We start from the raw sequence: 12,529 nt of genomic DNA, 5'->3' as shown, positions 1-12,529 counted from the left end.
AGCGCTGCGCCATGTCCACGCCCTTCACTGGTTTGCCCAATGAGATGCGGCCCGGCCGCGTGACGCCCCTGGGCGCGAGTGCGCGCGATGGTGGGGTCAACTTCGCCGTGTTCAGTGAGCACGCGCACGCCATCGAGGTCTGCGTGTTCGACACCGAGGGCCAGCGCGAGTTGCGTCGCTATGCGCTGCACGGGCCCGAGGACGGCATTTGGCACGGCCATTTGCCCGGGGTCGGTCCTGGCCTGGTGTACGGGCTGCGGGCCCACGGCCCTTACGACCCGGAGCGGGGTCACCGCTTCAACGCCAAGAAGCTGCTGCTCGACCCCTGGGCGCAAGAGATCGTCGGCCGATTCGGTTGGCGCGCCGAGCACCACGGCTACTGCGTGGGCGACCCGGAGGGACCGCGCAGCTTTGACGCCCGCGACAACGCCCCGCACGCCCTCAAGGCACGCGTGCCCACGCCCTTCACCGGCCCCAACCCGCGTGACAACGCCCCCCACCACGCCACCGACGCCTTGGTGGTCTACGAGGTGCACGTCAAGGGCTTCACCATGCAGCACCCCGAGGTGCCCAAGGCCCTGCGCGGCACTTACGCCGGCATGGCGCACCCAGCGGCGGTCGCGCACCTCAAGAAGCTGGGCGTCACGGCGGTGGAGTTGCTCCCGATCCACTACACGATCGACGAGCCGCACCTGGCCGAAAAGGGCCTGCACAACTACTGGGGCTACAACAGCCTGGGCTTCTTCGCGCCCGACCCGCGCTTGGCCCAGGCCAAAGACCCCAGCGCCGTGCGCGACGAGTTCCGCGCCATGGTCCATGCGCTGCACGAGGCGGGCATCGAGGTGCTGCTCGACGTGGTCTACAACCACACGCCCGAGGGCAATGAGTTCGGCCCCACGCTGAGCTTCCGTGGCCTGGACAACGCCAGCTGGTACCACCTGCAGGCCGACGACCGCAGCCGCAGCGAGAACCTCACCGGCTGCGGCAACACCCTGAACTGCGCGCACCCCCGCGTGGCGCAGTTCGTGCTGGACTCTCTGCGCTTCTGGGTGCAAGAGATGGGCGTGGACGGCTTCCGCTTCGACTTGGCGCCCGTGCTGGGGCGCAACGAGCGCGGCTACAACTCGCACGCGGCTTTCTTCACGGCCCTGCGCCAAGACCCGGTGCTGGCCGGTGTGCACCTCATCGCCGAGCCCTGGGACGCCGGCCCCAACGGCTACCAGGTGGGCCACTTCCCCGGCCGCTTCTTGGAGTGGAACGACAAGTACCGCGACGCCGTGCGCAGCTACTGGCTCGGCGCTGGCGCCAGCCGCGGCGAGTTCGCGCGCCGGCTCACCGGCTCCAGCGACGTCTTCCACCACGGCCACCGCCTGCCCACCGCCAGCGTCAACTTCGTGGCCTGCCACGACGGCTTCACGCTCAACGACCTGGTCAGCTACGCCCGCAAGCACAACCACGCCAACGGCGAGGACAACCGCGACGGGCGCGATGGCGAACTGGCGGCCAACTTCGGCGTGGAAGGTCCCACCGACGACCCGCTCATCTTGCAGCGCCGCGAACGCGTGCGCCGCGCCATGCTCGCCACCTTGGCCTTCAGCCAGGGCACGCCCATGCTCAACGCCGGCGACGAGCTGGCCAACAGCCAAGAGGGCAACAACAACGCCTACTGCCAGGACAACGCCACCACCTGGCTCGACTGGTTGCAGGCTCCGCCGGACTTGGCCGACTTTGTGGCCCGCTGCTTCGCCCTGCGGGCCCAGGAGCCCTTGTTGCGCCACCCGCGCTGGTTCATCGGCATGGCCGAGGGCGCCAAGCAGGCCACGGTGCACTGGCTGACGCCCGCCGGCAGCGAGATGCAAGGCCACGACTGGCACACGGACTCGCAAAAGGCCTTTGCCTGCTGGATGCACACCGGCGCCAAGAGCCGGCCGCGATTGCTCATGCTGTTCAACCCCGAGCCCGACAGCACCCCGTTCACGCTGGTGCACGGCCCTTGGGCCCTGCTGCTCGACTCCAGCGGCGTGCTGCCGCCCGGTGATCTGCCGGCGGGCGCGCCCCTGATCGTGCCGGCGCACAGCCTCGTCCTCCTCAAGAACTCCAACCCCGAAACCTGACATGGACCTGAACCAACGCGCCAGCGGCGTGCTGCTGCACCCCACCTCGCTGCCCGGCCCCTTCGGCATCGGTGACCTCGGCCCCTCGGCCTTTCACTTCATCGATTGGCTGGCCAGTGCCGGCCAGACCCTGTGGCAATGGCTGCCCACCACGCCCATCGGGCCGGGCGACTCGCCCTACCAGTCGGTGTCGGCCTTTGCCGGCTCGCCCTTGATGGTGGCCCTGGAGCCCCTGGTGGAGGCCGGTTGGTTGGCAGCCCCGGCCCCCGGTGGCTTCAGCGACCAGCGCGTGGACTTTGCCAAGGTGGTGCCCTGGCGCTTGCAGCAGCTGCGCGCGGCCTTCGCCGGCTTTGAAGCGCGGGCCACCGAGGCCCAGCGCGAGGCGCTGGCCGCCTGGGCGGCGCAAGAGGCCTATTGGTTGGACGACTACAGCCTCTTCATGGCCTTGGAATCCGCCCACCGTGGTGCTTGCTGGTGGGACTGGGCGCCGGAGCTGCGCGGCCGCAAGAAGGCGGCGCTGACCAAGGCCCGCAAGGAGCACGCCGCGGAGATCGCCTTCTGGGTCTTCGTGCAATGGCAGTTCGACACGCAGCTCGCCGCCGTCAAGCAAGCGGCCAACGCCAAGGGCATCCACTTGGTGGGCGACCTGCCCATCTTCATCGCCCACCACAGCGCCGATTGCTGGGCCGCGCCCGAGTACTACTACCTGGACGACAACTTCCAGCCCACCGTGGTGGCCGGCGTGCCGCCGGACGACCTGGGGCCCCAGGGCCAGCGCTGGGGCAACCCGCTGTACCGCTGGGACAAGATGAAGCGCAGCGGCTACAAGTGGTGGACCGACCGCGTGCGCCGGGCCTTGGCCCAGGCCGATGTCTTCCGCATCGACCACTTCCGCGGCTTTGCCGGCTACTACGAGATCCCGGCCAGTTGCCCCACCGCCATGGAAGGCGAGTGGGTCAAGGGCCCAGGCAAAGGCCTGTTCGACGCCATTGCCGCCGAACTGGGCGACTTGCCCATCATTGCCGAAGACTTGGGCCTGATCACGCCCGACGTGATCGAGCTGCGCGATGCCTGTGGCTACCCCGGCATGAAGATCCTGCAGTTCGCCTTCGGCGCCGAAGGCGACCACGAGTTCCTGCCGCAAACCTACGTGCGCGAGTGCGTGGTCTACACCGGCACCCACGACAACGACACCGCCAAGGGCTGGTGGCACAACGCCAAGCCCCGCGAGCGGGCCTTTGCCGGCGCCTACTTGGCCTGTGGCGACCACGACGTGCACTGGGCCATGATCCGCGCGGCCAGCAACTCCGTGGCCAACCTGGCGATCTTCCCCTTGCAGGACGTGCTGGGCCTGGGGAGCGAGACCCGCATGAACACCCCCGGCACCCTGGGCGGCAGCAACTGGACCTGGCGCTTCACCTGGGACCAGATCGGCCCCGAGCCCGGTCGCGTGCTGGGCTTGATCACGGCCGCCAGCGGCCGAGGGTCTTTCGCCCTGCTGGGCCTGCCGGGCTGACAGAATCCGCGCCGCCCGTTCAAGGTGCCCCTTCGGGGGCACTTTCATTTCTTCTTCCGCGCCATGAACACGACCGAGATCTTCCTCGTCGCCATGCTCATCATCTTGAGCGTGCCTTACCTCGTTTGGCGCTTGGGTCGCACCGAGTACTTCGCCCCCTTGGTGGTGGTGCAGATCGTGGCCGGGGTGCTGCTGGGGCCGGGCGTGTTGGGGGCGGCCTTTCCGGCCTACTACGAGTTCGTGTTCACCCCGGCGGTGGTGCAGTCGCTCAACGGGGTGGCCTGGTGGGCGGTCAGCCTGTTCATCATGCTGGCGGGCATCGAACTGAACCTCAAGGACGCGTGGCAAGCGCGGCGCGAGAGCGGGGTCACCGCGGGCTTTGCGCTGCTCACCCCCTTGGTCTTTGGCTGCGTGGCGGCGGCCTGCCTTCTGCCGTTCGAAGGATGGATCGGGGCCAAGGCCCAGGACTGGCAGTTCGTGTTGGGGGTGGGGATGGGCTGTGCCGTGACCGCCTTGCCCATCTTGGTGCTGCTCATGGAGAAGATGGGCATCTTGGGCACGCCCCTGGGCCAACGCATCTTGCGCTACGCGAGCCTGGACGACATCGCCATCTGGAGCGTCCTGGCCATCGTGCTCTTGGATTGGCAGCGGGTGGGCCGCCAGGCGGCCTTCTTGCTGGCCTTCGTGGTCCTGGGCCTGCTGTTCCGCCGCTTGATGCAGCGGGTGCCGTCCAGCGACCGTTGGTACCTGGCCCTGATCTGGCTGGTGGCCTGCGCGCTGGGCGCCGATTGGTGCGGCCTGCACTACATGGTCGGCGCCTTCCTGGCCGGCGTCATCATCGACGCCGATTGGTTCGAGCGCGAGCAACTCGACGCCATGCGCCGCATCGTGCTCTTGGTCATGATGCCCGTCTTCTTTCTCAGCACCGGCCTGCGCACCAGCTGGGGCGTCGGTGGGGCGGCGGTGTTTTTGGTGGCCGGCTGGCTGTTGCTGGCCTCGGTCAGCGGCAAGCTCTTGGGCGTTCAGTTCGCCGGCCGGGTGCTGGGCTGGCCGAAGGGCGAGGCCAGCATGGTGGGCTGGCTGCTGCAGACCAAGGCCCTGATCGAAATCATCTTTGCCAACATCTTGCTGGACAAAGGCGTCATCACCAGCGCCACCTTCACGGCCCTGCTGTTGATGGCCGTGACCAGCACGATGCTGACCGTGCCCGTGGTGAACCCCAAACTTCAGCGTTGGCGCGCCAACGCCACGCCGACGGGCTGATCGGCGGCCGGCCGCTCAGGCCGCTGGGCCGCCCCGCTGGCAGTCCACTTCGAAGCTGAAGCAGGAGCCGACCCCCGGGCTGCTCTCCACCTCGATGCGACCGCCCCCCATCAGGCCCACCAAGCGCTGAGAAATCATCAGCCCCAGGCCGGTGCCGCCGAAGCGGCGGGCGATGCTGGCGTCGGCCTGCGCGAAGGGCGCGAACAGCTGCTGCACCTGCGCCGGCGTCATGCCCAGACCGGTGTCGGTGATGGCGAAGCGCAGGCGCAGCTTGGGCCCGGTGTGGTGCGCGCGGCTGACGTCCACGCGCACCTGGCCCTTGGCGGTGAACTTCAGCGCGTTGCCCACCAGGTTGCCGAGCACTTGGCGCAGCCGCAGCGCGTCGCCCACCAGCTCGTTGGGCACCCCCGGTTGCACCCGGGCTTGCAACTGGACGCCTTTGGCATGGGCGGCGGCCAGCAAGGGTTGCAGGGCGTCGCGCAGGCAGTCGTGCAAGGCGAAGGCGCGCACGTCGAGCTTCATGGCCCCGGCGTCCACCTTGGCCAAGTCCAGCGTGTGGTTGATGAGCTCGAGCAGGTTGCGGCCGCTTTGCAGCGACATCTCCAGCAGCTTGCGCTGCCGGTCGCCCAAGGTGCTGCTCAGCACCAGTTCGGTCAGGCTGATCACCCCCGTCAAGGGCGTGCGCAATTCGTGGCTGAGGTGCGAGACCAAGGCCGATTGGCTCTCGGCCATCTCTTCATCGGGCGCGCGAACGGGCAGGGCCGTGAGCAAGGCCAGGCCTTCGCCCGGGGGCTGCCGCAGGGACACCTGGAACCAGCGGCTGCCGGTGGCGTTGCTGAGCTTGAGCCGGGTGTGCCAATCGCGCCCGGCACGCAGGTGGGCCCACACCTCGAGGGCCATGTCGGCGTGACCCAGCAGGTGCGCCAAGTCGCCCGCGCCGTCTTTCCCCAACCACTCTTGCAGCGCAGGGTTGGCCCGCAGCAGGCGACCGTCTTGCGGCTCGACCCAGGCCATCAGCAGCGCGCCGTGCCGCCAAGCCGCCAGCGCGGCGTCGTTCTCGGAAGGGGTCGCGTCGGGGCTCAACATCTAGGCCATCAGCCTAGCATGTGACCCTTCGTGACGGCCTCAGCGCGCGCCCTTGACGCGGCGCAATTCGTCCACGATCAGCAGCACCGCGCCGAGCGTGATCGCGCTGTCGGCCAGGTTGAAGCTGGGGAAGGCGGCACCGTGCCAATGGAACTGCAAAAAGTCCACCACGTAGCCGTGGATCAGGCGGTCCACCACGTTGCCCACCGCGCCGCCCAAGATCAGCGTCAGGGCGGTGGCGAACAGGGTTTGTTCGCTGTGCTTGCGCAGCATCCAGGTGATGACCACGGTGGCCACCAGCGCCAGCCCTGTGAAGAACCAGCGCTGCCAGCCGCCGGCACCCGCCAAGAAGCTGAAGGCCGCGCCGGGGTTGTGCGCCCGCACGAGGTTGAAGAAGGAGGTGACCACCTTCCCTTCGTGCAGTTGGAAGGCGCCCAGAATCAAGGTCTTGGTGTACTGGTCGAGCACCGCGATGACTGCGGCGATGACCAGCCAGCGCCACCAGGGCTTGGCGGCGGCCATCAGGCAAAGGCCCGGGTTTCACCGGCGCCGTGCAGGTTGTCGTCGCAGCGCCCGCACAGACCGGGGTGGGCCGGGTTGCGGCCCACGTCGTCGCGGTAGTGCCAGCAGCGCTCGCACTTGGGCGCTTGGCTCGCGGCCACGGCGATGCCCACGGCCTCACCGGCGATCAGCGTGACCTTGCTGACGATGAAGACGAACTTCAGGTCCTCGCCCAAGGACCGCGCCAAGGCCAGGTCGTCGGCGGGCAGGGTCAGGGTCAGCTCGGCCTGCAGCGAAGCGCCGATGCCTCCCTGGCCGCGCAGGGCCTCCAGGGCCTTGTTGACCTCGGCCCGCAGGGCCAGCAGGCGTTCCCACTTCGGCGTCAACGCGGCGTCGGCGCCGACGAAGGTCCAGAAGGCCTCTTCGAACACGCTGCGGCCGCTGCCCTCCACCCCCGGCTGGCCGGCCTGGGCGAACAAGGGCCAGGCCTCTTCGGCGGTGAAGCTCAAGAAGGGCGCCATCCAACGCAGCATGGCGTGCGTGATCTGCCACAGCGCGGTTTGTGCGGAGCGGCGGGCCAGGCTCTTCGGCGCCGTGGTGTACAGCCGGTCTTTGAGCACGTCCAAGTAGAAGGCGCCCAGGTCTTCCGAGCAGTAGACCTGCAGCTTGGCCACCACCGGGTGGAACTCGTAGACGTCGTAGTGCGCGCGGATTTCGTCTTGCAGGCTGCTCGCGCGGGCCAGGGCGTAGCGGTCGGCTTCGAACAGCAGATCGGCGGGAACGGCGTCGGTCGCGGGGTTGAAGTCGCTCACGTTGGCCAGCAAGAAGCGCAGCGTGTTGCGGATGCGGCGGTAACCGTCCACCACGCGGGCCAGGATCTTGTCGTCGATGGCCAGGTCGCCGCTGTAATCGGTCGAGGCCACCCACAGGCGGATGATCTCGGCGCCCATCTTGTCGGCCACCACCTGCGGCGCCAGGGTGTTGCCGAGCGACTTGCTCATCTTCTTGCCCTGGCCGTCCACGGTGAAGCCGTGGGTCAGCAGGCCCTTGTAGGGGGCGCGGCCGTGCAGGGCGGCGCCCAGCAACAGGGCCGAGTGGAACCAGCCGCGGTGCTGGTCGTGGCCTTCCAGGTACAGGTCGGCCTCCGGGCCTTCGGCGTGCGCCGCGCCCGCGTGGCTGCCCTTGAGCACGTGCTCGAAGGTCGAGCCGGAGTCGAACCACACCTCCAGGATGTCGGTGCACTTGGTGTACTGCTCGCCCTCTGCGCCCAGCACGTCGGTGCTGCTCAGGCGGCTCCAGGCTTCCACGCCGCCGGCCTCGACCACGTCGGCAGCCCGGTCCAACAGCGCCAGGGTGTTGGGGTGCAGCTCGCCCGTTTCCTTGTGCAGGAACAGCGGCAGCGGCACGCCCCAAGCGCGCTGGCGGCTGATGCACCAGTCGGGCCGGTTGGCGATCATGTCCCGCAGGCGGGTGCGGCCGTTCTCGGGGTAGAAGGCGGTGGCGTCGATGGCCTTCAGGGCCAGCTCGCGCAGACTCTCGGCCGGGGCTTCGCTGGCGAACACGCCTTCGGTGCCTGGGCCCGCCGCGTCCATGCGGACGAACCACTGCGAGGCCGCACGGTAGATCACCGGCGTCTTGTGGCGCCAGCAATGCGGGTAGCTGTGCGTGATGCGCGTGGTGTTCAACAGGCGGCCTGCGCCCTTGAGCACGTCCAGGATGACGGGCACGGCCTTCCAGATGTGCAGGCCGCCGAACAGCGGCAGGTCGGCGGCGTACACGCCATTGCCTTGCACCGGGTTCAGGATCTCGTCGTGCCGCATGCCATGGGCCATGCACGAGAAGAAGTCGTCCAGACCATAGGCCGGGGCGCTGTGCACCAAGCCCGTGCCGTCGGTGTCGGTGGCGTAGTCGGCCAAGTAGACCGGGGCCGTGCGGCGGTAGCCCTCGTGGGTTCGCGCCAGCGGGTGCTCGAAGCGCACGCCGTCCAAGGCTTGGCCCAGGCAAGTGGCGATGACGTCACCTTCCAAGCCCCAGCGCTTCAGGCAGTCGTCCACGCGCGCCTGTGCCACGACGAAGCCGCCTTGGGAGGTCTTCACCAAGGCATAGGGAATTTGCGGGCCCAGGTTCAGCGCCTGGTTGGCGGGCAGGGTCCAGGCCGTCGTCGTCCAGATGACGGCGCTGACCTCGAAGTCCAGGGAGCCCAGGCCGAAGGCCGCGGCCAGCTTGGCCGGTTCGGCGCAGGGGAAGGCCACGTCCAGGGTGTCGCTCTGCTTGTCGGCGTACTCGATCTCGAATTCGGCCAGGGAGGAGCCGCAGTCGAAGCACCAGTACACGGGCTTGAGGCCGCGATAGACGAAGCCGCGCTGCATCACGCGCTTGAACACGCGGATCTGCGTGGCCTCGTTCTTCGGGTCCATCGTCGCGTAGCGGTGGTTCCAGTCGCCGAGCACGCCCAAGCGCTCGAAGCCGGCGCGCTGGATGGCGATTTGCTCGGTGGCATAGGCGCGGCTCTTGGCCTGCATGTCGTCGCGGCTGAGGTTGCGCCCGAACTGTTTCTCGATGGCGTTTTCGATCGGCAGGCCGTGGCAATCCCAGCCGGGGATGTAGGCCGCGTCGAAGCCCGCCAACTGCCGGCTCTTCACGACCATGTCCTTCAGCACCTTGTTCACGGCGTGGCCGATGTGGATGGCGCCGTTGGCGTAGGGCGGGCCGTCGTGCAGCACGAACTTGGGCGCGCCTTGGCGGGCCGCACGCAGGCCTTCGTAACGGCCCTGCTGCTGCCATTGGGCAATCCAGCCCGGCTCGCGCTTGGGCAGGTCACCGCGCATCGGGAAGGCGGTGTCCGGCAGGTTGAGCGTGGTGCGGGTGTCCGGGGTGGTGCTCATGGCTGGGCGCTGCGGCAAGGCGCAGTCAAAAAGGAAGCAGGGGAGGGCGGATCGGTGGCCGCAGGACGCGGCGGGCCCTCAAATTCGATCGCGGGTGGTTTGGCGGCGTTCGGCGGCATGCGAGGCAAACCAGCCTCGCGCGGCGGCCACGTCGGCCTCGATGGCCGCCGTCAACGCATCGAGCCCGTCGTAGCGGGCTTCGTCGCGAAGTTTGTGCAGCAGTTCCACGCGCACGAGTTTACCGTAGCCCCCCTCCACGCCGAGGCCTTCGGGCCACGCCAGGCAGTGGACTTCCAGCAGCATGCGACCGCTGTCGTCGACGGTGGGGCGGCAGCCCAGCGAGGCCACGCCGGGCAGTGCATCGGGCCCCAGGCCGTGCGTGCGCACCACGAAGATGCCCTGGGCGGCGGGTTTGCGGGAGGCCACGCGCAGGTTCAAGGTGCGAAAGCCGCTGCCCAGCGTTCGGCCCAGCTTTTGTCCGTGCAGCACGTGGCCTGACAGTGCGTAGGGGCGGCCCAACAGTGACTGCGCTTGGGCCAAATCGCCTCGGCCCAGGGCCTCGCGCACTGCGCTGGAGCTGACGCGCAGGCCGTGCACCTCGTAACTCATCATCCGCGCGACGTCGAAGCCGCCTTCGCGCCCCATGGCATCCAGGCTGGCGTAGTCGCCCTGTCGCTTGGCGCCGAAGCGGAAATCGTCGCCCACCAACACGTAGCGGGCCCCCAGGCCTTGCACCAAGACCTGTTGCACGAAGTCGCGCGGGCTGAGCGCAGCCAAAGTGGCATTGAAAGGCAGCACGACGGTTTGGTCGATGCCGCAGCGTGCCAACTCCAGCAGCTTGTCCCGCAGGCCCGCGATGCGCGCAGGGGCCGAGGCGGTCTGCCCGGCCCGGGCGGCGAAGTAATCGCGAGGGTGCGGCTCGAAGGTCAGCACGCAGGCGGGCAGGCCCCGGTGCTGGGCCTCGGAGCGCAGCAAGGCCAGCATCGCCTGGTGGCCGCGGTGGACGCCATCGAAGGTGCCGATGGTGAGCGCGCAGGCCGCGGCCTTGGCACGATGATGGAAGCCCCGAAAAACTCGCATGGCGGCGATTATGGTCACCCCCACTTTGTTGATTCACGGCGGCGCGGGCACGGTGCGGCGCCCGCAGGGCCCCGATGCCACCGCCCTGACTCGCTACGAGCGGGCCCTTGCAAAGGTGCTGGCGCGGGGCGAGCAGGCCTTGCGGCGCGGGGCCTCGGCGCTGGACCTGGTGTGCCAAGCGGTGGGCGACCTCGAGGACGAGCCGCTGTTCAACGCAGGACGCGGGGCCGTCTTGACGGCCCGCGGCGAGCACGAGCTTGATGCTGCAGTGGCATGCGGTGCCACGCGGCGGGCCGGCGCATTGGCCGGCTTGCGACACACCCCGCACCCGGTGCATGCCGCGCGCGCCCTGCTTGAGGCCGAGGCGGCGCCGGTGCTCTTGATCGGGGCCGAAGCCGATGCCTTTGCCCACCGTGCCGGTCAGGCGGCGGTGCCCAATGACCACTTTCGGACGGCCGAGCGCGAGGCCCAGTGGCAGGCATGGCATGGGGCGCGCAGCGGTGTGCCCAGCCTGGATCACGACGGGGTCTTGACAAGCGGCACAGGCCCCTTGGACGAGCGAAGCAAGATGGGCACCGTGGGGGCGGTCGCCCTGGATGCCCAGGGGCGGCTGGCGGCGGCCACGAGCACGGGAGGCATGACGGGCAAGTGGCCCGGCCGCGTGGGCGACTCCCCACTGTTGGGCGCAGGGACCTGGGCGGACGAGCGCGTTGCCGTGTCGTGCACGGGGCAAGGCGAGGTGTTCATCCGTGCGGCGGTGGCCCATGCGGTCGCGGCGCGCATGCGCTGGGGCGGCTTGGTACTCCAAGAGGCGGCCGAACAGGCCATCCACCAAGACGTCACGGGCCTTGGCGGCACGGGGGGATTGATCGCGCTGGATGCCCAGGGGCGGTGGGCCATGCCCTTCAACTCCGAGGGCATGTACCGAGGTCGGGTGGCGGTGGGGCAGGCACCGCTGGTTGCGGTGTTTCGGGACTGAAAAAGCAAACAAGCCGCCCGAAGGCGGCTTGTGCGCAAGGACCGAAAGGTCGGTCAGGCGGCGGCAGCGGCGCGCTTGCGGCGGGTGGCCAAGACGCCGAACAGGCCGAAGCCGGCCAGGGCCAGCGCGGCAGGCTCCGAGACCTTGATGTCGCCCGACACCGTCAGCAGCTTGAAGTAGTCGTTGCCTGCGGTCAATGCAGAGTTTGCAGGACCCTTGGCGTAGGTCGGGTTGTAAGCGGTGACCAGCCACCAGCTGGAAGCGGCTGCGCTCGTCTTGCAGCTGTTGTCGGCGTTTTTGCCGGCCAGGCAGAGGGTCGAGCTGGTGCCGACGTCGGCATAGTTGCCCACGTGCTCCCAGCCCGCCGAGATCAGGCCGCCGGCGCTGGTGAAGGCCAGTTGTGGGGGCACGCCCGTGCCGGCGAAACGGAACACGGCCAAATCGCTGTCCGTGCTGCTCCAGCCCAAACGCAGGCTCTGCAGGGCCATGTTCTTCGTGAAGGTGTACAGGACGCCATCGATGCGTTGGTTGTTGTCCACCGCGTGCTCGGGCGAGCTGCCTTCGTTTTGGTCGTCGGTGTTCGCGGTCCCGGCATCGCGGTTGGTCACGCCGAAGCCCGAGCCCAGCCAGCCCTTGAGCTTGGCGTCTTCCCAATTCGTGACACCGTTGTCGAATTGCTTGGTCGTCGACCAGGCTGACACCATCACGTTGTCGCCGCCGACGGGCGTCAGGTTGCCCGTGACCGCGTCGCGCCCCTGGATGCGACAGGTGTTGCCGTTGGCCAGGCGGGCCATGTCGGAGCCGGACCCGTTGATGTAGAGCTCCGACGCGTTGGACGTCGTGTTGCCGCGGTTGCATTCGCCCACGGTGTTGGTGTAGCTGCTCCCCAGGCTCCAGTTGGTGGCCGCCATGGCGCTGCCCGTCGACACGACCAAGGCGCAAAGGGCAAAAGCGTGGAGTTTCTTCATGGTGGATTCCGTCTCGGGCGAAAACTGATGCGGTGACTTATGCAGATTCCGTGCCTGAAATCCGATCTGGATGAAAAACAGGCGCTTTGATTCTCAAAGTTGAATCTGAATATTCAAGTTTGCGCCGTCACTGTAAT

General features: G+C 68.5%; 9 protein-coding genes. 4 read left to right on the top strand and 5 right to left on the bottom strand.

Features of this window, described 5'->3' with window-relative positions; all coding sequences use genetic code 11:
• Positions 1-11 precede the first annotated feature (11 nt).
• The 3 genes from glgX to EOD73_RS04360 all read left to right on the top strand — a co-directional run bounded on the left by glgX (position 12) and on the right by EOD73_RS04360 (position 4,893).
• Complete coding sequence (gene glgX / locus EOD73_RS04370) at positions 12-2,114, top strand: glycogen debranching protein GlgX (protein WP_127681206.1); 2,103 nt, start codon at positions 12-14, stop codon at positions 2,112-2,114.
• A 1-nt stretch (position 2,115) separates the two neighbouring features.
• Positions 2,116-3,630, top strand: a complete 1,515-nt coding sequence (malQ, locus tag EOD73_RS04365) for a 4-alpha-glucanotransferase (RefSeq protein ID WP_127681204.1) — start codon at positions 2,116-2,118, stop codon at positions 3,628-3,630.
• Positions 3,631-3,693: 63 nt separating this feature from the next.
• Positions 3,694-4,893, top strand: a complete 1,200-nt coding sequence (locus EOD73_RS04360; RefSeq protein ID WP_127681202.1) for a cation:proton antiporter — start codon at positions 3,694-3,696, stop codon at positions 4,891-4,893.
• Positions 4,894-4,908: 15 nt separating this feature from the next.
• Here EOD73_RS04360 and EOD73_RS04355 read toward each other — a convergent pair whose 3' ends face one another.
• The 4 genes from EOD73_RS04355 to EOD73_RS04340 all read right to left on the bottom strand — a co-directional run bounded on the left by EOD73_RS04355 (position 4,909) and on the right by EOD73_RS04340 (position 10,445).
• Positions 4,909-5,979, bottom strand: coding sequence for an ATP-binding protein (locus tag EOD73_RS04355; protein WP_127681200.1), 1,071 nt, complete (start codon positions 5,977-5,979; stop codon positions 4,909-4,911).
• A gap of 39 nt (positions 5,980-6,018) precedes the next feature.
• Positions 6,019-6,501 (bottom strand): signal peptidase II, encoded by a 483-nt coding sequence (gene lspA / locus EOD73_RS04350; protein WP_127681198.1) that lies wholly within the window; start codon positions 6,499-6,501, stop codon positions 6,019-6,021.
• Positions 6,501-9,365 (bottom strand): isoleucine--tRNA ligase, encoded by a 2,865-nt coding sequence (gene ileS, locus EOD73_RS04345; RefSeq protein ID WP_127681196.1) that lies wholly within the window; start codon positions 9,363-9,365, stop codon positions 6,501-6,503. The genes lspA and ileS overlap by 1 nt, the downstream gene beginning before the upstream one ends.
• 78 nt (positions 9,366-9,443) lie before the next feature.
• A complete protein-coding gene (locus EOD73_RS04340) occupies positions 9,444-10,445 on the bottom strand; it encodes a bifunctional riboflavin kinase/FAD synthetase (protein ID WP_127681194.1) in 1,002 nt (333 codons plus the stop codon).
• A gap of 10 nt (positions 10,446-10,455) precedes the next feature.
• On the opposite strand from EOD73_RS04340, the gene EOD73_RS04335 reads away from it, so the two are divergent.
• Complete coding sequence (locus EOD73_RS04335; protein ID WP_205702404.1) at positions 10,456-11,424, top strand: isoaspartyl peptidase/L-asparaginase family protein; 969 nt, start codon at positions 10,456-10,458, stop codon at positions 11,422-11,424.
• Positions 11,425-11,477: 53 nt separating this feature from the next.
• On the opposite strand, the gene xdp1 is transcribed toward EOD73_RS04335, so the two are convergent.
• Positions 11,478-12,392 (bottom strand): exosortase-dependent surface protein XDP1, encoded by a 915-nt coding sequence (gene xdp1 / locus EOD73_RS04330; RefSeq protein ID WP_127681190.1) that lies wholly within the window; start codon positions 12,390-12,392, stop codon positions 11,478-11,480.
• Positions 12,393-12,529: the final 137 nt, after the last annotated feature.

The sequence above is a fragment of the Inhella crocodyli genome, from assembly GCF_004004565.1.
Lineage (GTDB): Bacteria > Pseudomonadota > Gammaproteobacteria > Burkholderiales > Burkholderiaceae_C > Inhella > Inhella crocodyli.
Note: the sequence above shows the minus strand (reverse complement) of the source record. Positions and strands in the feature narration are given on the sequence as shown.